This window comes from Planctobacterium sp. AWH2_060 (genome assembly GCF_056158425.1).
This window is the reverse complement of sequence record NZ_JBSWTG010000001.1, coordinates 1,901,978-1,924,325: the sequence shown is the minus strand read 5'-3', so window position 1 is coordinate 1,924,325 and position 22,348 is coordinate 1,901,978. Positions and strand designations below refer to the sequence as shown.

The 22,348-nt window shown below is 46.0% G+C and carries 17 protein-coding genes; 10 read left to right on the top strand and 7 right to left on the bottom strand.

From position 1 onward, the window contains the following. The first annotated feature begins 76 nt into the window (after positions 1-76). Positions 77-427 carry a hypothetical protein gene (locus ACXAD8_RS08175; RefSeq protein WP_475227103.1) on the top strand — a complete coding sequence of 117 codons (351 nt, stop codon included), beginning with the start codon at positions 77-79 and terminating at the stop codon, positions 425-427. A gap of 75 nt (positions 428-502) precedes the next feature. Then, on the top strand, positions 503-1,924 hold the full coding sequence (gene hldE / locus ACXAD8_RS08170; protein WP_475227100.1) for a bifunctional D-glycero-beta-D-manno-heptose-7-phosphate kinase/D-glycero-beta-D-manno-heptose 1-phosphate adenylyltransferase HldE: 1,422 nt from the start codon (positions 503-505) through the stop codon (positions 1,922-1,924). 275 nt (positions 1,925-2,199) lie between these two features. Here hldE and ACXAD8_RS08165 read toward each other — a convergent pair whose 3' ends face one another. Then, positions 2,200-3,156, bottom strand: a complete 957-nt coding sequence (locus ACXAD8_RS08165; protein WP_475227097.1) for an NAD-dependent epimerase/dehydratase family protein — start codon at positions 3,154-3,156, stop codon at positions 2,200-2,202. A gap of 137 nt (positions 3,157-3,293) precedes the next feature. Here ACXAD8_RS08165 and ACXAD8_RS08160 point away from each other — a divergent pair, with 137 nt between their 5' ends. Beyond that, the gene (locus tag ACXAD8_RS08160; protein WP_475227095.1) at positions 3,294-4,022 is read left to right on the top strand and encodes a glutathione peroxidase; all 729 of its coding nucleotides are present in this window, start codon (positions 3,294-3,296) and stop codon (positions 4,020-4,022) included. Positions 4,023-4,098: 76 nt separating this feature from the next. Here ACXAD8_RS08160 and ACXAD8_RS08155 read toward each other — a convergent pair whose 3' ends face one another. Continuing rightward, on the bottom strand, positions 4,099-5,010 hold the full coding sequence (locus tag ACXAD8_RS08155; RefSeq protein ID WP_475227093.1) for a LysR family transcriptional regulator: 912 nt from the start codon (positions 5,008-5,010) through the stop codon (positions 4,099-4,101). A 143-nt stretch (positions 5,011-5,153) separates the two neighbouring features. Here ACXAD8_RS08155 and ACXAD8_RS08150 point away from each other — a divergent pair, with 143 nt between their 5' ends. The 6 genes from ACXAD8_RS08150 (at position 5,154) to ACXAD8_RS08125 (ending at position 12,917) form a co-directional block, all read left to right on the top strand. Continuing rightward, positions 5,154-6,374, top strand: coding sequence for an acyl-CoA dehydrogenase family protein (locus ACXAD8_RS08150; protein WP_475227091.1), 1,221 nt, complete (start codon positions 5,154-5,156; stop codon positions 6,372-6,374). A 9-nt stretch (positions 6,375-6,383) separates the two neighbouring features. Continuing rightward, complete coding sequence (locus tag ACXAD8_RS08145) at positions 6,384-7,196, top strand: SDR family oxidoreductase (RefSeq protein ID WP_475227088.1); 813 nt, start codon at positions 6,384-6,386, stop codon at positions 7,194-7,196. After that, a complete protein-coding gene (locus ACXAD8_RS08140) occupies positions 7,193-8,284 on the top strand; it encodes a phosphotransferase family protein (RefSeq protein ID WP_475227085.1) in 1,092 nt (363 codons plus the stop codon). The genes ACXAD8_RS08145 and ACXAD8_RS08140 overlap by 4 nt, the downstream gene beginning before the upstream one ends. Continuing rightward, positions 8,284-8,976, top strand: a complete 693-nt coding sequence (locus tag ACXAD8_RS08135; protein ID WP_475227082.1) for a histidine phosphatase family protein — start codon at positions 8,284-8,286, stop codon at positions 8,974-8,976. Before ACXAD8_RS08140 ends, ACXAD8_RS08135 begins: the two co-directional genes overlap by 1 nt. A 17-nt stretch (positions 8,977-8,993) precedes the next feature. After that, positions 8,994-9,746, top strand: coding sequence for an SDR family oxidoreductase (locus tag ACXAD8_RS08130; protein ID WP_475227080.1), 753 nt, complete (start codon positions 8,994-8,996; stop codon positions 9,744-9,746). A gap of 297 nt (positions 9,747-10,043) precedes the next feature. Further along, the gene (locus tag ACXAD8_RS08125; RefSeq protein WP_475227077.1) at positions 10,044-12,917 is read left to right on the top strand and encodes an FG-GAP-like repeat-containing protein; all 2,874 of its coding nucleotides are present in this window, start codon (positions 10,044-10,046) and stop codon (positions 12,915-12,917) included. Between the two features lie 52 nt (positions 12,918-12,969). Here the strand turns inward: ACXAD8_RS08125 and ACXAD8_RS08120 are convergent, their stop codons facing one another. The 5 genes from ACXAD8_RS08120 to ACXAD8_RS08100 form a co-directional block, all read right to left on the bottom strand. Continuing rightward, positions 12,970-13,953: an IS110 family RNA-guided transposase gene (locus ACXAD8_RS08120; RefSeq protein ID WP_475232915.1), complete on the bottom strand. Its 984-nt coding sequence runs from the start codon at positions 13,951-13,953 to the stop codon at positions 12,970-12,972. Between the two features lie 352 nt (positions 13,954-14,305). Then, positions 14,306-16,555, bottom strand: coding sequence for an ATP-binding protein (locus tag ACXAD8_RS08115; protein ID WP_475227075.1), 2,250 nt, complete (start codon positions 16,553-16,555; stop codon positions 14,306-14,308). Beyond that, a complete protein-coding gene (locus tag ACXAD8_RS08110; RefSeq protein ID WP_475227072.1) occupies positions 16,555-17,640 on the bottom strand; it encodes a sugar ABC transporter substrate-binding protein in 1,086 nt (361 codons plus the stop codon). The genes ACXAD8_RS08115 and ACXAD8_RS08110 overlap by 1 nt, the downstream gene beginning before the upstream one ends. 172 nt (positions 17,641-17,812) lie before the next feature. Continuing rightward, a complete protein-coding gene (locus ACXAD8_RS08105; RefSeq protein ID WP_475227070.1) occupies positions 17,813-19,054 on the bottom strand; it encodes a lytic murein transglycosylase in 1,242 nt (413 codons plus the stop codon). A gap of 160 nt (positions 19,055-19,214) precedes the next feature. Beyond that, a complete protein-coding gene (locus tag ACXAD8_RS08100; RefSeq protein ID WP_475227067.1) occupies positions 19,215-19,874 on the bottom strand; it encodes a DUF4097 family beta strand repeat-containing protein in 660 nt (219 codons plus the stop codon). Positions 19,875-20,103: 229 nt separating this feature from the next. Here ACXAD8_RS08100 and ACXAD8_RS08095 point away from each other — a divergent pair, with 229 nt between their 5' ends. Next, the gene (locus tag ACXAD8_RS08095; RefSeq protein WP_475227064.1) at positions 20,104-22,326 is read left to right on the top strand and encodes a response regulator; all 2,223 of its coding nucleotides are present in this window, start codon (positions 20,104-20,106) and stop codon (positions 22,324-22,326) included. The last annotated feature ends 22 nt before the right edge of the window (positions 22,327-22,348 follow it).

Here is a 22,348-nt window from a genome sequence, read left to right as displayed (position 1 = left end):
TCTTTAAACTGTCACGATAGCTTCATACTCCATTGCCACACTTTTTTCAGGTGCACAATTCCATCGGAAATCTGGAATGTCTACAGAAAATTTAGTGGCTCGGGGCTCTTCCCAGCCAAGAGAAAATATAAAAATAGAACAATTCTTTCGCTGTCTGGCAGATAACCTGCGGGTTCGAATTCTGCTGCTTTTAATTCACGAAGGGGAAAAAAGCACAGAAGAAATCGCGGTGGAGCTGGATTCCACTGACAGTATTGTCAGGCGTCAGATGGCGTTACTGAGCAAAAACCAACTGGTAACCTCAAGACAAAAGGGGTTGTCATTGTGTTACAAACTGAATATGGATATCCCGGTCTGGAAACAAAAGGTGTTAAAGCACACCTACAAAGGCAATAAAGCGCTATTGGATGAGATACTCCTGAATTAAGCTGCAATTTTTGCTGCCCGCCATAATCCTGATACAATTAGCTTCTTTTATTTTAAATGAAACTGAATTTAGCTGATGCAAGTACCTGATTTTAATCTTTCTTCTGTTTTGATTGTGGGCGATTTAATGTTGGACAGGTACTGGGTTGGGCCCACCAGTCGTATCTCTCCGGAAGCTCCCGTACCTGTGGTAAAAATCGATGCAATTGAAGACCGGCCTGGTGGCGCGGCTAACGTGGCATTGAACATTGCAGCGCTCGGTGCAAAGACTGCGTTACTGGGGCTTTGTGGCAACGATGAAGCACAACAGATCCTGAAAAATGCCTTGCAATCAGTGGACGTTGACTGTCAGTTTCACACGGTTGATGGTAAAGATACCATCACTAAATTACGGGTTTTAAGTCGCAATCAGCAACTGATCAGACTGGATTTTGAAAAGAGTTTCGAGTCCGTAGATAAGAGCCCAATGCATGATCAGGTGATTGCAAGACTTGCTGCTTGCAGCGCCGTGGTGCTCTCCGACTATGCCAAAGGCTGTTTAAGTGATCCCCAAGCGCTGATAAACGCTGCCAGAGCGGCAAACAAACCGGTTATTGTGGATCCCAAAGGCAGTGACTTCGGTAAATATCGTGGCGCGACGGTGCTTACGCCTAACATGTCAGAATTTCAGGCGGTTGCAGGACAGTGTGAGTCCGAAGAACAACTGGTCAATAAAGGCCTACAACTCATTGAAAAACTGGAATTGGAGGCACTACTTGTCACGCGTTCTGAGCATGGTATGACGCTAATTCAAAAAGGCCGCGAAGAATTTCATTTACCAGCCAAAGCTCGTGAAGTGTATGACGTAACCGGTGCCGGAGATACCGTCATTGCGACCTTAGCCGCGTCAATCGGAGCTGGCGCAGAACTCAGAGACGCTTGTATCTTAGCCAATGCCGCGGCAGGTGTGGTTGTGGCCAAGCTGGGTACCTCTACTGTGAACATTGAAGAACTTAAACAGGCCGTTAGCAAAGATGAAAAAGTGGGCACTGGGGTGATGACCCAAGCTCAATTGAAAGTGGTCGTTCAGGAAGCCAAAAGTCGAGGTGAACGGCTGGTGATGACAAATGGTTGCTTTGACATCTTACATGCTGGCCATGTGTCATACCTGGAAGCCGCCGCGCAATTGGGCGATCGATTAATTGTGGCGGTTAACGGCGATGCTTCGGTGAAAAAGCTGAAAGGCGAGGGCCGTCCGGTCAATAATCTGGAACGCCGGATGGCGGTTTTGGCAGGACTTGCCTCCACTGACTGGATTGTTGATTTTCATGAAGAAACCCCGAAAAGACTGATCAGTGAACTTCTGCCAGATATTCTGGTGAAAGGTGGTGACTATAAGATTGAAGATATCGCTGGAGGAAAGCAGGTAATTGCCAATGGCGGGCAGGTAAAGGTCCTCAATTTTGAGGATGGTGTGTCCACCACCCGCATTATCAATCGAATTAAGGAGCAGGATTAAAACCAGGGAGCGTGAGTGATTAATAAGCACTACGTTCTTGTAGGTCTAAATTTATTCAGACACCGCTGCCAAATTCAACCATTGCTGTTCGAATGAATTCGAACCTTGTAGGTCTGAATTTATTCAGACGCCGCTGCCAAATTCAACCATTGCTGTTCGAATGAATTCGAACCTAAATGTAGGTCTGAATTTATTCAGACGCCGCTGCCAAATTCAACCATTGCTGTTCGAATGAATTCGAACCTTGTAGGTCTGAATTTATTCAGACGCCATAGTCAGGTAAACAGTTTGGCTAATCCTGCTGCCAGTGAAGTTCTGGGCTGCAATCCCATGTGAGTCAACAGTGGCCCTGAGTCGGCTACCCAGCGCAACGGTTCGCTGTTTTTTTGATTAATGATAGATACCGGGCGTTCTCTGACATTACTGATTAGCCGGAGTAACTCAGAAATTGATGTTCCTGCACCTGTGCCAAGGTTAAATATCTGCCATGGCGCATAGCTGGAACTGAGGTTGTGCGCCTGATTGTGCCAATCCGGTTGCGGCCTGGCATTGTGTTCCATGGCTCTGCCAAGGATCTTTGCCGCATCGGCAACATAAGTGAAATCCAGGATGTGATTTTTAATTTCGTTCAGGTTTACCGACGTATCTTCATCTAACTTTGAGCTTAACTGGTTTATCAGGTTTAAATCATTCGCCCCTTTACCATAGAGCTCAAATATCCTTAAAACCGTCATGGGTAACTGTTTTTGCGCACAATAACCATGCATTAATGATTCGATGGCTTTGACTATTGCTGACGATACACTGTGAGGATGATCGGTGACGGTTTGTTCAGCGCACAGTAGTTTGGGGGATGGTTGATAAATGCAATAATGGGAGCCAAAAACCAGATGCACAGGTCGAATCGTATCAACCAGGCTCAGCACCTTTAAAGTCAGGTGCAAAATAAACTCCTGATGCTCCAGCTCAGCGTTAAACTCTGGAAGAAAATAAATTTTGTTGATATGAACCAGTTTATTTTCAACTTCCTCAGATAAATTACCCAAATTACCTATGTAGTTAAAATGCCGGGCATTAACGTTGCTTTCAAGTTGTTCCAGGCGATTGGTTCTGAACTGGCTTTGTTCCCACGGAAAAAGCGATAAACCGGTGACTGAGTCACCATTTGCCAACAATTGCCTGGTGAGTTCCGCCCCTAAAAATTCATCACATCCAATGATCAGTGTAGCCATATTGGGTCCTTTAATCGCAAATTGCGATTGTTATGATTGAATCTAATCACTGGAATAAATGAGCACAGTGACTATTATTGTTCTCAGTCAAGGCGCAATAGCGCGAATTCTCAAGTTATAAATCACAGGAGTATTTCATGTTACAGAATAGAGAAGGTCAGAAAGTCCCACAAGTTACTTTTAAGATGCGCCAAAATGAAGAATGGGTTGAGCGCACCAGTGATGATATTTTTTCCGGTAAGACGGTAGTGGTTTTTTCATTACCTGGCGCATTTACACCAACCTGTTCATCGACTCATTTACCCCGTTTTAATGAGTTGGCTGATACCTTCAAAGCAAACGGTGTTGATGAAATCGTCTGTGTTTCAGTAAACGATACCTTTGTCATGAATGCCTGGGCGAAAGACCAGGAGTCGGATAATGTTAGCTTAATTCCCGACGGCAATGGTGAATTCACCGATGGTATGGGAATGCTGGTGGATAAAGCCGATCTGGGATTTGGCAAACGCAGCTGGCGTTATTCTATGCTGGTAAAAGACGGTACTGTCGAAAAGATGTTTATTGAGCCAGATGTACCGGGCGACCCTTTTGAAGTGTCCGATGCTGATACTATGCTTAAACATATCAATCCGGAAGCCGTGGTATCTTTACCCGTATCTATTATTACCAAGCCGAGCTGCCCGTTCTGCGCGAAAGCAAAAGCCTTGTTGACTGAAAAAGGCTTTGATTATGAGGAAATCGTGTTGGGACAAAACGCCTCTTTAACCTCGCTTAAAGCGATTTCAGGCAGAGAAACTGTGCCTCAGGTGTTCATTGATGGTAAACACATTGGTGGCAGTGATGATTTAGCCACTTATTTTAGCTAGTCATAATAGTCTGATTTAGCAGATACAAGCGCCAGGCTTGTATCTGCCCATTTCTGCGTTTCCCGCCTTTTTAGCCTCAGCTATAAGACTCACTCAAGGCCACAATTTTTTCTTTGAGCCAGTTTATTGCGCTGTCATTGGCGGAGTTTTCGTGCCAGTACAGATGAATTTCGATGGGAGGAACATCAAAGGGCATGGCCATGATCTGTAGCTCTTCATCCAGTAATGAACGGCCAATCAGTTCCGGTACCGTCAACAGAAAGTTCTGGCGTTTCAATATGGCCTTGGCGGTGTGATAACTCTGACAACGAATGGCCACCTTGCGATTAATACTTTGTTGTTGCAGGGTGATATCCTCGATTACCCGGCCTGTAGGTCGATTGGATACGGTTAAATGGCGGGCGTTAATGTAGTCTTGTCGGGTAAGGGATTCTCTATTTTGTGCGTCTTTGTTCTTGAGTACTACAAATCTGTCCGCTGCCAGGCGACAATGATTCACTGGATTTTGCATCGGCATGGCTACATCAATGGCTAAATCTGCCTGACCACTGCCAAGTTGTCGCTGCATTTGCTGTCGTTCCAACTTGATGCAGGCTAGTCCTAGGTTTGCTGAGGTATCCGCCAAAGCCTGAAACAGAGGCGGGACATATAGAGGCTCCAGAGCATCATGAACTGCTATGGTAAATTGCTGTTCAGCATTGAGTGGATCGAAATCGCTAAACTGCTGCAGTGATTTACGCAAACTATTCAGGTTTTCCAGAATTTTTGGGGCGATTCTCAGACAAGCCGATGTGGGTTCCATCTTGTTGCCCTGGCGCTCAAATAAGGGATCCTGTAACGCCTCCCGCAATCGCTTCGTGGCGTGACTTACAGCAGATGGGGTTAGGTACAGTGCTTCTGCAGTTCGAGACATATTGCGCTCGTAATACAGGGATTCAAAGATCCTCAGCAGGTTTAAATCCAGTTTTTGTAATCTCTTTTCTGTCATGGCCCACCATGTAACACTTCATATCCTGACAGTATAATTATTGTGAATGATATTCATAGTTATGATGTTGAAATATTCACTTCATTCAATCTTTGCCTGCTCTTACACTGTAATCGTTTATTATTCTTATCAGGACAGCCATCATGAACTTTGAGCACAGTGCTATTTGTCAGCAGTACCTAGAGAAAGTCCGGGATTTTATGCAACAGCATGTCTTTCCGGTTGAAGCGCAAATCATGCGCGAGAACCATGAAAACAATGGTCATGGAGACTGGACCCGCTGGCAGGTGCCGGCTGAGATCAAAGCTTTGAAAGAAAAAGCCAAAGCCGCCGGGCTGTGGAATTTGTTTTTGCCGGATGCCAAATTGGGGCAGGGGCTGAGTTGTGTAGACTATGCACCGCTGGCAGAAGAAATGGGCAAGTGCTTATTTGGTGCAGAAATTTTTAACTGTAATGCGCCGGATACAGGCAATATGGAAGTGCTTTATCACTTTGGCAGTGAAGAGCAAAAAGCGCAATGGCTGACACCCTTGTTAAATGGTGAGATTCGCTCGGTATTCGGTATGACTGAACCGGATGTCGCCTCTTCAGATGCCACTAACATGCAGGCCAGCATAACCCTGGAAGGGGATGAAGTGGTGATCAATGGACGCAAATGGTGGACCACAGGTTTGGGGCACCCAGAAGCTAAAATCGCGATAATTATGGGACTGACAGACGCAACTGCAGAAAAGCATAGCCAACATAGTATGGTATTGGTGCCGCTGGATACCCCGGGGCTTAAAATAGAGCGTATGCTTACCGCATGCGGCGATTATGATGCGCCTTATGGCCACGGTGAAATGTCGCTTACAAACGTTCGGGTGCCAAAGTCGAATATTATTATGGGACTGGGCAAAGGGTTTGCGATAGCGCAAGGGCGCCTTGGACCTGGTCGAATTCATCATTGTATGCGGGCCATTGGTGCGGCAGAGCGGTCTTTAGAGTTAATGATTAAACGCGGTGCCAGTCGCGAAGCCTTTGGTAAGCCACTGATTAAGCTTGGCGGCAATCTGGAGCGTGTGGCTCAGGCCAGAATGCTGATTGAGCAAGCGCGCCTGTTGACACTGAATGCAGCCTGGAAAATTGATAATCTGGGCGTAAAGAAGGCCATGACCGAGATTTCCGCCATCAAGGTAGTTGTTCCTAATATGTTGCAAACCGTGGTAGACATGGCTATTCAGATGCATGGTGGCATGGGCGTATCAGGCGACACGCCGCTCTATGGATTTTCCGTGATGGCGCGCAGTTTGCGCCTTGCCGACGGTCCTGATGAAGTTCATATGGGCATGGTATCCAGATTGGAACTGGCAAAATACAAATAGGAGTGACAGATGCAAAAGCGCGTACTGGTAACCGGGGCGGCCTCGGGTTTAGGCAAAGCCATTGCGGTTCGTTGGGCACAAGCCGGAGCCGATATCTGTGTTGCTGATATTCACCTGGAGAGAGGTGAAGCAGTTGTTACCGAACTGGAAAAATTGGGGGCGAAAGCTTTTTTCCAGCGTTGTGATATTACATCCGAAGCGGATATCGAAGCCACCAAAGACGCAATTGTTGAGCGCTTCGGCGGCCTGGATTTGGTGGTCAATAACGCCGGTGTGGCAACAGCCGGGGCACTGGCCGAAGAAAGCATTGAACAGTGGCAATGGGTAATGGATATTAACCTGTTTGGCGCTGTGCGCATGTTACAAAGCTTTGTCCCCTTGCTGCAGGAAAGTCGTGGTTACATTCTCAATGTCGCCTCTCAGGCGGGGGTTACCACGGTGCCATTATTGGGTTCCTATGCAGCCAGTAAAGCGGCAATGGTAAGTTTCTCGGAAACTATGCGATTAGAGCTGGCCGATGACCATATCGGTGTCAGTGTATTATGCCCTGGATTCTTTAAAACTAATCTGGATGAATCTGTGCGTAGCGGTAACCCGGCGATGAAAGCTGTGGTCAGCAAATTGTTAGAGCGCTCTGATATTACCGCGGAAGACGTTGCTGATGCCGCCTTCAGGGCAGTGCAAAAACAACAATTCATGATACTTACCCATCCGGAAGGGCGAAAAGCCAGTTTGCTGAAACGCCTGTTTCCCGGTTATTACCTGAAAATGATGACCAAAGGTACGCAAAAGTTTCGCCGTAGCGCAGGGAAAAAGTCATGACTGAAAATAATGCCGTTGCTCCGGGAGCTGTGTTAGACAAAGCCAATAAGGTACGCCCAGGCGAAGAGTTAGATGTTGCTAACGTAGATGCCTGGCTAAAAGCCAACGTCGAGGATTTACAGGGGACACCGGAGGTAACGCAATATTCAGGAGGAGCCTCCAACTGGACATATTGTCTCACCTATGAAAACCGGGAAATTATCTTGCGCAGAGCACCAGCGGGTACAAAAGCAAAAGGTGCGCACGATATGGGGCGCGAGTACCGATTGCAAAAAGCGCTGAAACCCGTCTATCACTACGTGCCGCAAATGCTCGGGTATTGTGAAGATGAGTCGGTCATTGGCACTGACTTTTATGTGATGGAAAAACTCACCGGCATTATTCCCCGCAAAAATTTGCCACGAGCTTTGTCCCTCGATAGCAGCACCACCAATGCCATGTGCAAAAACGTATTAGATTGCATGATTGAGCTTCACAAAGTGGATTATCAGGCGGCAGAACTGACTCATTTAGGTAAAGGGGCTGGTTATACGCAGCGGCAAATTGAAGGTTGGTGCCACCGTTATAAAAAAGCCAAAACCTGGAATGTGCCTTCGGGCAAGTTCGTGATGAACTGGCTTAACAACAATATGCCGGCCACTGAACAGATATGTATAACTCACAACGATTTCCGGTTTGACAATGTGGTACTCGACGAAAACGATCCCACCCGGATATTGGGCGTTCTGGATTGGGAATTAGCTACACTGGGAGATCCCCTGATGGATTTGGGGAATACCCTGGCTTATTGGGTACAGGAAGACGATGACTTTCTGGCGCAACAAACCCGCAGGCAGCCCACTCATTTACCCGGCATGTTAAGTCGCGAAGAGGTGGTGGCCTACTATTGTCAGCAAATGGATATCGAAATCGAAGATTTCACCTTTTACGAGGTGTATGGCTTGTTTCGTTTAGCGGGTATTGTGCAACAAATTTACTATCGCTATCACCACAAGCAAACCCGTAATCCCGCCTATAAACAATTTTGGGTGTTTGTGCATTATTTACTATGGCGCTGTAAAAAAGCCATCAAGCGGCAGAAACGCTGATGGCGATTATTTATCTGATCCGACACGGCCAGGCCAGTTTTGGCGCAGAAGACTATGATTCACTGTCGGAGCTGGGGCAATCCCAAGCCCAACGAATGGGTGAGGTGTTATTCGAACGCATCGGGGCACCCGATTTGGTGCTGAGCGGAACCATGTTACGCCATCAGCAAACCCGAGATTTAGCCTTGCAAAGCGGTGCTATTCAGATTTCTCATCAGGAACTCGCAGAATGGAACGAATATGATCATCAGGCAGTGTTAGCTGCTCTGGATCCGCGCCTAAAAACTGCCGCAGGAACCCGAGAGTTGCTGGCTCAATCAGATGATCCTAAAAAGCAGTTTGCCAGCTTATTTGCTCAAGCGATTGCGCGTTGGCAGAGCGCCGAGAATAACGATTATCCCGAGTCCTGGCTGGCCTTTAAATCCCGCGTCAGTGGCGCTTTTAGTTCGCTTTTGAGCCAATTGTCGCAACAACAGGTGGTGGTAGTCTTTACTTCTGGTGGTCCTATATCTGTGATAGCACAACAACTTCTGGGACTACCCGATGATAAGATGCTGTCGCTGAACTGGACCCTGGCTAATTGTGGCATTACTAAAATTGTACAAACGCCTAATCGGGTTTTATTGGCAACACTCAATGAGCACAGCCATTTTGAAAATGCCCAACTACCCAATATGATTACCTACAAATAACAAGAGTTGACGTTTTTATGAGTTTAAGAAAAAACATACTGATCACTGGGGCCAGTTCAGGTCTTGGCAAAGGCATGGCCATTGAATTTGCCAAACAGGGCTGCAATCTGGCGTTGTGTGCTCGCAGGGTAGAGAGAATGGAGGCCTTAAAAGCTGAGCTTGAGGCAATCAATCCTGAAATCAGGGTGTTTTTGCGTCCCCTGGATGTCAATGATCATGACGCGGTATTCGAAACCTTTAAAGCGTTTCGCGATGATATGGGCAGCCTGGACAGAGTTATTGTTAACGCCGGAATGGGTAAAGGTGCATCTATTGGTACCGGTTACTTTTATGCCAACAAGCAAACGGCCGAAACCAACTTTGTAGCCGCGATTGCACAGTGTGAAGCGGCCGTCGAGATCTTCAGAGAGCAGAACAGTGGGCACCTGGTTACCATTTCCTCTATCAGTGCGGTCAGGGGATTTCGACGGGCCATGACCGTTTACGCTGCCACCAAAGCAGCTATTACTTCACTCTCGGAAGGAATTCGCCTGGACTTGCTGAATACACCCATCAAAGTGAGTTGTGTTCACCCTGGATTTATTCGCAGTGAAATCAACGAAAAAGTGGAAAAAGTCCCTTTTATTGTGGATACCGAGACGGGGTGCCGCGCAATGGTCAAAGCCATTAATCAGGAAAAAGCCAACAGCTATGTTCCTTCATGGCCCTGGGCAATCCTGCAGCGCTTAATGCGGATAGCACCGGACAGCCTTATCCGAAAGATGTCCTGATTGTTCTTTCTACAGGGTGTTCATGCTTTCAGTGAGCACCCAATGCTTCATTATTTACACAATTTCGACTTTTTCTCAGTACAACATTCAATTAGAATAAAAAATAAGCGGTTAACACCCTTTTCAGACCTCTTTTGTTAAAAAGGCCATTAATTGGAATAAAAGTTGTATTTCATTCGTTAGCTATTGAAACTTGCCAATTTTTTGTTGATGTTGAAAACCAAGATACTTTCCACAATTTTACTGATTTTAGTCTGCGTTAGCGGAGCCAAGGCTCATAACGCGGATCCGGTATCTTTGTGGCAAATTTTCGAGGTGGCACAAAAACAAAATGTTCCGGGCCTATCTGCAAGTAAAAGTGTTAACAAAACCGGCAAAGTCGTTGTTAATGACTCGGCAGTGGCAGGCCTGGTTGAAGGGCAGGAATATAGCTTAGCAACGCCAGACGGTAACCATGTATTTGTCGCGGAGAAGGTGCATCGCACATTCAACTCCAGTGTCTGGTCATTAAAAGATACAAAACAAAATAACCAACATCGTGCCCGATTGTTTGTTAGTAATTCAGAGGTGAGTGCCTGGATCCCAACCGAAAATGGCGTATGGCGCTTGTCTGATGGGCAATTAACCAAAGAAATGCGCTGGGCCAGCAGTGAGTCTGATGTCAAGCGTCGTACTGGTTTAAGTTCATCAATTCGCGCAACGGCAGCACCACAAGTATCTGATGATTCTGTTACAGATGAGCCAACTGTCATTAAAGTCTTGTTTGTTACCACACCAGAGTTTGAAGCTTACCAACTGGCACCGGATGATTATCTGATGCAAATGTTGGAGATCAACAATGCTATTTATGCCGCCAGTGGCGTAAACATCGAACTGCAAATGAGCGCTCGTATCAGCGCCGATCTTGAGGCTTACAGCGCCGATCAAATTTTAGATAATCTGGCTAAAAGTCGCGCCGACGACAGCACTTACGGCGATATTTCAGATGAACTCATGTTGCCAATCTGGCAAGCGCGTCTAGACAGTGGCGCAGACATTGTTAGCGTATTTCGTCAATCCTTACCCGATGGACTATGCGGTAAAAGCTGGTTGAACGGCAATGGCTTGCAAGCGTTTGATTATCGCTTTGCGGTCAATGTTGTTGCGGTTAACACCTTATTTGAAAGCGGCAACAGCCAGCTGTGTAGCAGCGATACCTTAGGGCATGAAATCGGCCACAATATGGGACTGGATCACGCGCTAGAGCAGGACGGTGAGGGTACCGTTTTCAGTTGGGGAAGAGGTTTTGGCATCGAAGATAGTTTTGCCACGGTTATGGCTTATCCCCAATCTTTTGGTGACGCCATTGCTGTTCCTTATTTTTCCTCGCCTGACCTGACCTGTATTGCCGACCTGCCATGTGGCGAGGTGGGTGAGGGAAGCACTGGTGCGGATGCCGTCAGGGCGCTAAATGCCGTGGCCGTTCGCGTTGCACAAACCCACAATGAATCGGTAACCCAACCAGCGGAGAATGCCATTGCCGGATTAGATGTTGAGCTGGCCATCTGTCTTTTGGAAGACGACGACGACTGGTTGAGCAACGAAGAAATCGACATTATTAATTGTCCGCAGGCAAACGTCGCAAGTTTGTCTGGGGTCGAACACTTTCCACGCTTACAATTTTTGTCAGTAAATAATACTGAAGACGTTTCTCTGGCGCCGCTGAGATACCTTAAAGAAATTATTGCTCTGGATTTCCGTTATTCCACCATTGAAGATTTTCGTCCAGTGGTGCATCTCAAGCAGCAATTACAGTTTTTGCAGTTCTTTTCCAGCAATATGAGCTGCCAGGATGAAGCCGTTATTGAAAGCTGGAACATTGATCGCCTGCTAGCACATGGTGATTGCATAGAGTTGGACAGCGATCTGGAGGATTTCGATTCCGATGGATTGAGTAACTTACTAGACGTTGATGATGATAACGATGGCATTGATGATCTGACCGATGCACTCCCGTATGATGCCTCAAACGTCGGAGACAGCGACGCTGATGGCGTTCCAGACAGTGAAGATGCATTTCCTTTTGATAGCTCAGAGTGGTTGGATACGGATATGGATACCATTGGGGATAATCAGGATCTTGATACTGATAATGACGGTGTTTTAAACGAAGTCGATTGTGCGCCATTGGATAACACCAGGGGCGATGACTGTAGTGTCGTATCTAAACATGTTGCTTATGATTATGATGGCGATGGCAAAGCTGACATCGGTGTCAGACGCGCTTCGAATGCAATTCAGTATATATTGAATTCAGGCGACGCTGACATTCAGCGCATCGAGCTGGGCAAAGATAGCGGTGATATTTCTGTCAGTGGCGACTTTGATGGTGATGGAATTGCCGATGTAGCGGTTAGACGTCCATCGAATAAGCTATGGTACATAGCACCCTCATCCGGCAGAGAATTGATGCGGGTGGAATTCGGTTTGCAAAGCGAGGATATTCCGGTACCGGCGGATTACGATGGTGATGGGATTACTGATATTGCTGTGCGCAGACCCTCAACTCAGCAATGGTATATTCGCCTGGCTTCAGACAGCAGTATTTTGCGTTTTAATTTTGGTCAGCAAGCCGAAGATATCCCGGTACCAGCGGATTACGATGGCGATGGTAAAGCCGATATAGCGGTGAGACGGCCGTCGACAAAATTTTGGTACATTTTGAGTAGTCGTGACGACACCATATTGCGCTATCAGTTTGGTATGCGAGATGAAGATATCGCAGTTCCTGGTGATTTTGACGGCGATGGTAAAACTGATTTAGCCATCAGACGCCCGTCGGAACATGCCTGGTATATTTTGCGCTCCAGTGATGAGCAAATTATCCAGGTGCAATTTGGTTTGAATGAATATGATATCCCTATTGTTGCCGATTATGACGGAGACGGTAAGGATGACATTGCAGTGCGACGTCCTGCCACCAGTATGCAATACATACTGCGCTCCTCTGACATGCAAATAGACAGAATCAAGTTTGGGTTAGATAGCCAGGATATGCCTTTGGCTGCGCCTGTCATGATACGCTACGCGAATGAGTTGCATTTTGATAGTAGCGAGGCTGATGACGAAGTCGTGAATGTTCGTACACTGACAATGGACGAAGCCCAAAGTGCGGGGCTGATCAGACCTTAACGTGAATGAAATTTGTAGATACCATCTCTCACAACCAGTCTCAAGTAAAGTTTCAAATCACTTGGGGCTGATATTCCGTTTGATTTTTTACTACTCCGAAACAGATTTGCATGAGCTTTCGCATATTAGCGCCAATAACTTGCATCATGCACTTTCCACGCTGTAGCAGGGTTTCTTTCTGATGTTTAATACTTTGATTGTATCGACCCGCAACGACAGCAGCCATGTAGAGTTTGGCCCTTAGGCGAGCAGGCCCTGTTTTGCTTAATGTAGTTCGTCCTTTCAGAACGCCTGACTCCTTAAGTTTAGGAATTAATCCCACGTAGGCTCCAACCTGTTTAGCATTTTTGAAGCGCTTCGCGGCAAAGAGACAGGTTAATTCTCGAGATAATACCGCGCCAATTCCGGGAATGCTTTCCAGCAATTTACGGTTGTTCTTCAGGTGTGGATGCCCATTAATATGATCATCAATATCTTGTTTAAGCTTCTCAATTTCTTCCTTAAGCGCACTTATCATGTCTTTCAACGAAAGCAGAACCCTCTCAGAGGTCAGAGTAAATTCACTCGACTCAAGTCGATTCAACTCGCGTTGATAATCTGACTCCAGTGCATCCAATCTGCGCAAAAGAGCTTTCAACTCTCGCACCTCTTTTGCTTCCGGCTCCCATAGCTGCAAGCTGCTTTGTTGTGCATAGCCATAGCTTGCCAACATGAAAGCATCCGACTTATCTGTCTTATGGGTTAGATTGATTGACTCAGCAAACTTCTTCGCTTTCCCTGTATTCACCAATAAGACATTGATGCCATTATCGTATAGAAAATACATCAATGATTCGTGATAAACGCCGGTTGGTTCCAGTACAACAATAAGCTCAGATAGCGGTTGTTTTGTCGTGCTTTGTAACCAATTCAGTAAGGCCTGATGGCCATCAGATGTGTTCTTGATAGCTTTAGTTTTTCTTTTACCTGTAGCCGCTTCTTTAAGCCAGCAAACATCAAGTTTGTTCTTACTGACATCTAGACCAATAAAATGCATCATCTCGATAGACTCCCCTTGTACATACGGCATCAACTCATTGAGTGCGCCTGGATACCATTCAGTTTATTGAGTGATGGAAGTAAGGGGATAATCTACAAAACAGCATATTCATTGCTAAGGTTCGAAACAGCCTCACTTACTTCCCGATGTATTATCTGGTAGCTAACCATCTAATACTGAGAGATACAAGGTTCGAATTTATTCGGACAGCGATGGTTGAATTGGGCATCGGCGTTGGAATAAATTCCAACCTACAAGGTTCGAATTGGGCAGCGGCGTCTGAATAAATTCAGACCTACAAGGTTCGAATTGGGCAGCGGTGTCTGAATAAATTCAGACCTACAAGAATTCAGCTCTCGGGCGAGGGATTCAACCACTTGCTCAGAACCTCGTGGAGTTGATCTTTAACGATAGGTTTCGCCACCACGTCATCAGCACCAATCTGTAGATAGTGCTTAACATCTTCTGTCATAACATTGGCCGTTTGCATAATGATCGGAGTTGCAAACCCTCTGTCACGAATTGTTTGAGTGGCAGTGACACCATCCATAATTGGCATGTGTACATCCATTAAAACGACATCCGGTTTCAGGTGTTCCACCAAAGCAACTGCATCGCGCCCATTGTTTGCCATGTGGATATCCAGGTTGTATTCCTGCAACATGGCTTTAATCACTTCCTGATTAATCTCGTTATCCTCAGCTACTACGGCGACTTTTCTCACTGAGTTTTGCCTGTTTTCGGAGTCAGAGACGCGTGTTTCTTCTTGTGAAGTTTGATTTTGTACAGCATCTGACTCCCGAACGGGAGTGGCGGCAAAGGTGGCGGTGAATTCTGAACCTTTTCCAGGTGTGCTGTTGACTGTCAGATCTCCTCCCATGAGTTTACAAAGGTTTTTGGAGATAGTTAATCCCAGCCCTGTACCACCGTATTCCCTGGTGGTTGAAGCATCAGCTTGTTGAAATGGTTGAAAAAGCGAGGACAATTTCTCCGCCGGGATTCCAATACCTGTATCTTTTACAGTAATTTGCAATTGATTGTCGTTTTCCTGACCAAGCAACACCATGACTTTGCCATTTTGGGTAAACTTCAGTGCGTTAGAAAGCAGATTGGTAAGTACTTGATTCAATCGCGTCGGGTCGGTTAACCAGGTCTGTTCAAAAGGCGGCTTAACCAGCGCTTTTAACAGGTTGTTTCGCTGCGCGGCGGTTTGTTGCATGCTGTCAGTCTGGCGTTGTACCAACTCTGTAACGTTACATTGCACCCGTTCTATTTTTATTTGATTGGCTTCAATTTTAGATATATCAAGAATGTCATTGATGATTTGCAGTAGTGAATGAGCTGAGACTTTGGCCAGATTCACCCGTTCTTTTTGTTCTACAGTTAACTGATCTGAATCGATTAACTGTAGCATGCCGAGCACACCATTCATGGGCGTTCTGATTTCATGGCTCATGTTAGCCAGAAACTGAGACTTTATTTTTTCCGATTGTTCGGCTCTGCTTCGCGCTTGTTCCAGTGACTTTATTTGTGTTGATATGGTTTCTGCCATGTTGTTGAGGCGACGAAACAACACATCGAACTCCTGAAACGCCGCGGATTGCTGAGCAATATTGTAATTGCCGGATACCAGGTTACGGCATATTTCTACCATCTGATCGATGGGTTTGTGGAAGTTGCGGGTAAAACGGAAGAAAAACCAAACCATTAATGGCAAAAACAACAAAAGTGGAGTGATCTGTCTCGTGGTTTGTGACCAAAAAGCGTTGTTCCAGATAGTCTCGTCGTATTGTAATTGCAGCTTAATTGCTGTTTTTCCGCTGCTATGGGAGGCCAATAAGCGAGTGTTAAAGGTTTGAGTCAAGGATTCACTGATAGCCTGAGGTTGGTGAGCGAAAATCGGCTCATCTTGAGCAATCAGGTATTGATTGTGTTGTTGAGTGACCTCGCTATGCGCATCATGTTGTATCAGGTTATCGAGATTGATTATTACGTTAAGGGTGCCGGTAGACTCATAGGGCGAAATGATGGAGTCCGTCTCTGCGAATAAAGTCATTGCGTACATCAGAAGATGTGCTGCAGTATCATTCAAAGGCGTGTTGTTGCGATAGCCGGAATATTGCTGCGGAGGCAACCACAATAAGTTAGCTTCAGCCTCCCGAGAAGTGAGCTCCATTGCTTGCTGGGTATAAGCTGTCATGGTGTCAGAGCGAAAGCGCAGAGCTTCAACTGGCCAGCCTTCGATAATGAACCCAGCGTCATCCTGTATAAATGCCGCTTCTATCAGAGGGTTGCTATCAACAAAATGTTGTAGGGTTAATATCGCGTTTTGGGAATAAAAGATGTTAACCGGTACTTCGGCGATGCCTCTGTTAGCCACGACTTTGTATATTTGATTTCGCAGCTCGGACAATTTAGCGCGGATATCGGAAGTTAGCGCATGGCCGTGTTGTTTTATTGTCGTTTGAGCATTTTCCAGGTTGTCCTGAAATAAATTCATATAAATAAAACTAAACAACATTATAACTGGCACGAAGATAAACAGCGCCACATAACGCAGTAAGGTTTTATGGTAAGAGGGGAGCTGCCGGTCTGCCATTATTGCCTTTCAACCGTGCGTTGCGCCAAATGTTGCATTAAAGCTGCAGCTTCTGCAGCCGTCATGGTATTGGCGCCATAGCGATTAAAGCCCTTGGACAAGGCTTCCCAAACAATGGACATATGAGGCGTATTGGGGATGGGGTGTGACTGTTGCAATTGCCTAATCACCGCCTGAGTATTGGCGTTGGCGGTTGCTGATATTTGTTGCAAAGCGGCATTGTTGGCCGGGATGGCCGCCGCACTTTGCCAAAGCTGTAATTGCGCTTTGGGAGATTGCAGATATAACGCAAATTGCCGCAAAGCTTCTCGCTTAGCCGGTGTTTGTGGTTTTGCCACAAATGCCAAAACATGCCCGCTAAAATAGGGTTTCATAGGGTTGCCTTTAATTGATGGCAATAGGGCAACACCGAGATTCTCCTCCAGCGCCTCCTGATATTGTTTGTAATTCCAAACGCCGTCAATCACATAAGCATAGTCTCCCCGTTTAAAGGCCTCGGGAAAACAGTCAAAACCACAGCTTTCATCCACCAGTCCCTGTTCCGGCAAGGACCAATAATACTGCATAGCACTTACCATCTGAGGGGTATCTAAAGTGAGCTGATTATTCTGTATCGGAAGTGCATCAAATGCGCTTAAAAAGGGGATCAGGAAATAGGTGCCGCTAAACGACCAGGTCATCAGGCGCATATTTGCCGGCAAACTTTCGCGCTGCGAAAAAATTTCCTCAAACGAGCTGGCGGGCTGTTTAATGGCAGAACGATTGAAATATAACACCAGGTGATTTCCGGCAATAAGGGGGATAGCCAATATTTGCTCATTGCGGGTGACCGTTTGCAGGGCGGCAGCTGAAGTATCCGGAGATAGCCAATCTTTGCTCATTGGCAGTAGGTTTATGCTCTGAATAGTGGTGTAATCTGCAGGGGCGATAAAGGCATCAGGTAGGCGCTTTTTACCACTGCGTTTGATCAGTTCTGCTTTTAAATCATAGTGCTCTTGCGGCGCTGTGGTTATGCTAATACCGGTGTCGTTTTCGAAGTCGGTTAATAAGCGAGTAAAGTCATATCCGGTTTGCCCAAAAGCCAATTCAATATTCTGCGCACCCGCCAGTGTGGACTGGCAAAAAATGACGTAGCAAAATAATGTGAAGACTCTATATATCACTAATTATAATCACATGCTGTTTAACCTGACCTCAGCTTAATAGTAAAGGCTGACGAATGCCAGCCTCGCAGAAAAGTGTCAGTGCAACATGAAATCAGTTAGTGCTGGTTTCGCTGGTAAGTTGTTGCAGTTTCTCAAAAACACCTGGCGAAGGAAATCCGTCCGCCACCAAGTTGTGGGCAATCTGAAAGCCCTGTATTCCCATGCGTGTGGCCGGACCCAAAATGCCATCCGCTTCACCTACATCGAATCCAAGTTGGTTCAGATGAAGTTGCAGGGTGCGCATATCATTAATGGTGTAATTGGGAAGGTCTGGCAGAGGTTGTACAAGCTCTCCACTACCAATTAATCGGTCTGCCAGATAACCCACGGCAATGGCGTAGAATTCAGAGAAATTCCAGCGCATGATCACGGCAAAGTTGTCATAAATAACAAAGGCTGGACCTTCATGGCCAGCGGGCAATAAAACGGAGCTTTGGATCTCTGCCGTGCCCAATGGTGTGCCATCTGCTTTGGTAACACCTAAGTTGTGCCACTCTGTTAATGATTTTTGAGTTCCGCGGCCAATGAACTGGTAGTTAAAATCTGATGGTAGTTTAACTTCGCGCCCCCAGCGGAATCCCGGTTTCCAGCCTAAACCTTTTAAAAAGTTAGCGGCGGAGGTGAGAGCATCAGGCACGCTGTTCCAGAGATCAGCTTTGCCATCATTGTCGCCATCCAGCGCGTAATTCAGATAGGCGCTGGGCATAAACTGGGTGTGGCCCATTGCGCCAGCCCAGGAACCCACCATTTCTTCAGGATTGATTTTTTCTTTTTCAATCAGCTGCAGCGCTTTTAACAATTCTTTAGTGAAAAACTCTGAACGTCTTTCATCACAGGCCAGTGTAGCTAACGAGGCTACGATAGGCATTTTGCCTTTGTATTGGCCAAAATTAGTCTCCAGGCCCCAAAATGCCACCAGGTAATGGGGTGGAATGCCGTATGTCTGATGCAGGGATTGCAACAAGTCCTTGTGCTCTCTGAGCATTTTGCGCCCTTTATTAATGCGCCAGTCATTTACCCGTTTACTGACATAATCCGGAAAAGTTCGCACAAACTCCGGTTGATTTCGGTCATATTCGATAACTTTCGACTGTAAACTGGCGGTCAACAGCGCCTTGTTGATAGTGTTATCGGCAACGCCTTGCTGTCGTGCAAGTTGTGCAAAATCAGTCTTACATTGTTCAAAAATTTGTTCGGTCACTTCCGGATATTGTTGCGTTTTCGATGCTACAGCAGGTGAAGAAAGCGACGCTGATAACAACAGGGGCGCCAGCAATGAAAAGTTGCACTTCATAGGATTATTAACTTGCCTTTTAATGCTTAAAAATGGGGTATGAGGTAGCGGTTATGCTACTCCCTTGGGGTAATTAACACCATAACCAAAATGTTTCAGTCAGTAAACATGCCGCCAGAATTAACCTGCTATCCCGACGGCTGTTGTGTCGCTAATTGGCTTATTGCAATGGCTGGTAATCATGAACCACTTTTTGCAGGTGATCAGAATTACTGATGTGCAGTTTAACCGGGCGTTGCAACAGGATTTGCCCCTCAAGTACCACATCTGCATCCAGCGTTAAGGTGGGACGCTCATTGGTAAATGCCTTATTGCCCTGATTGCTTTTAAACAAAATATCGCCAGTAATCACACTGTTGGCATAAACTGAAATATCGCCATTAACATTGCTGACATCGCCTGACAGGTTAACTGAGGTTAATTCAATATCGCCATTAACTGAGCTGATGTTGCCGCTTACGGTACTTTTGCTGCCGAGCGTTAGATCGCCATTTACGGTTTTTAACCCGGCGTTTATCTGCAGTTGTTTGCCACCTTCAATATCTCCGTTAACGGTTGATACATGTTGGCTGCTCACCTGATCGTCCAGTTCAATACTGCCATTGACCGTACTGACATTCGCAGTGGTAGCACCATGGCCAATTTCAATGTCGCCATTAACGGTGGATACATCACCAATTGTTTGCCCGCTGGCAACGTCAATATCACCAAAAACACTATCCGCCCCATTATTAGGAGAGCGGTAGCTGCCAGGTCCAACGTGGATAACACAGGCACTCAGCATACTGAGTATAAGTAGCGAAGAAGTCAGTCGTAACATACAAGGTCCATTTATCAGGTTGAATGATTTGGTCGGTCTTAAAAATGCCGAAACGGGGCATTATGGACAGGTTTGGATCCTATTACCACTTAAAGGCGTAGCTTCAGTGTAACTTAATGTGTGGCAACGATTATTGATAACTGGCAATTATACTGTCATGGCTTAAAGTTAATTAAATAGCTCTGAAATGTAGGCAAACATTGCAATAACGCTTGTCCGGGAAAATAATTTGGAAAACCTTCATTTATTGCAAAAAAATATTCGCAGCCGTTATCTGATAGCTCTGTCAGTGATTGCCTTATTGGTGACACTATCAGCCATTGGGATCCAATATGTATTGGCTAATCAAAAGGGCGACGCGCAAATCATCAACACCGCGGGCATGCAGCGCATGTTGTCGCAAAAAATAGCATTGCATATTAATCAGTTGCGGTCAGACAACAATCAATATCCAGAGCAAAGCAAAATGCGGAAATCCGGACTTCTGGCGGCTGTGGATTTGTTTGAACAAAATCATTGGTTTTTGGTGGGGAAATATGCGCCTGAAACTACCAACCTCAGTAAATCACTAAGCTCACTGTATTTTGATTCAGATAGCAATTTCAGCTTGCACGACAGGGTATTGCTGTATGTGGCCGAAGCCAAAAGAGCGGCTAAGGGAGTGGCGTACGAACAGAATATTTTCCAGACGGAAAATACCGAACTGCTGCTAAAGCAACTGGATGGGGTTGTGACACAATTCACCCAAGAGGCTGAACAAAAAGTGCTGCTCCTGACAAAAATAGAAATATTTTTGTGGTTGTTGACCATAGTAGTTTTGGCGATTGAGTTGTTTTATATCTTTCGACCCATGGATCGGATGGTCAGTGGCGTATTATCAAACCTGTTAAGGGAACGAAACAGGGCAGAAGCCCTGCGCGAAGAGGCTGAACACGCCAACAAAGCCAAGTCGGTATTCCTGGCTACCATGAGTCATGAGCTGAGAACGCCCATGAACGGCATTTTTGGCATGATTGAATTAGCCAATAAAGAGCCATCAGCGGATAAACGGCGAGAGTTTTTATCAAAAGCCCGTTATTCCGGCGAGCAGCTTCTGGCGTTAATAAACGACATATTGGATATATCCAAAATCGAAGCCAGTAAGATGCAACTGGAAATTAACGATTTTGAATTGCCTAAGATTCTGGATGCCTGTTTGGCTCCCGCTGCAGTCAATTGCGAAAATCGCGGCCTGGAATTTGAGTATGTTTCGTTATCCACTATTCCGCAATGGGTTAGTGGAGACGGAATTCGCACCATGCAAATAGTTAACAACCTGATCAGCAATGCCATTAAATTTACCGAGCAAGGCAGGGTAAGTATCACGGTTAACGTTGAAGAGCTGGACAATGGTTATGGTTTGTCTTTACTGGTAGTGGATACCGGGATAGGTATGACTCCTGAACAATTGCAAAAAGTGTTCGATAAGTTTGTTCAGGCCGACGAGTCCACCACACGCCTGTACGGCGGAAGTGGACTGGGTTTGGCTATCACCAAAGAGCTGGTTGCTATGATGGGGGGGACTATAGAGGCGCAAAGTGAGCCTGAGAAAGGCTCCACATTTAAAGTGTTTTTACCTTTGCAGAAAGCTATGAACGAAGCGGTAAAAGTTCGATTTCAACCCGAATTTGAGCACAAAAAAGTGGCGGTTATTGATGATTTGGAAAGCAGCCGGTGTTACATCCAGCTATTGCTGCAACAGATTGATGTGCCCGCCGACTGTTTTGCAAGCGGCGCCGAGTTTTTAAAAGACGCTAACAAACTCAATGAATACACGGCCGTTATAGTGGATTTGCATATGCCAGGTCTGGATGGCTTTAGTCTGGTAAATAAGTTGACGGAAAACGCAAATGCGCCTTGCCCGCCATTTATTCTGGTATCGGCCGCCTCTGATATCGCACATTTTAAAGGCGAGGTTCCCGACCAGTTCTCTGCGGTATTTAATAAGCCCATCAATGAACAAATGTTTATCTCCACGATGAGGCGATTATGCGACAAAGAAGAAAACAACAAGACGCCGTTTAAAATACTTTTAGCCGAAGACAATGATATCAACGCCCAAATTGCTATACATATTCTGGAGTCTGAGGGGCACTCAGTCACCCATGTAGACAACGGTAAAAAAGCGATTCTTCAGGTGGAGCGTCATCACTATGACATGATTCTGATGGATATTAATATGCCGGAAATGGATGGTTTAACCGCAAGCAAGATTATCCGTTTCGAGATGGGCATGGCCATACCGATAGTGGCATTAACCGCCAATGCTTATGAGTCTGACAAGAATGCATCGCTGGAAGCGGGAATGACTTATCACGTAACCAAACCCTTCAATCGCGATATGATTTTGTCGGTAGTGGAAAAGATCGCGACCGCTGAAAGCGCGATTATTGACCGCGCACGCAATGATTAGTTGCAATCTCTGGTCTATAGTT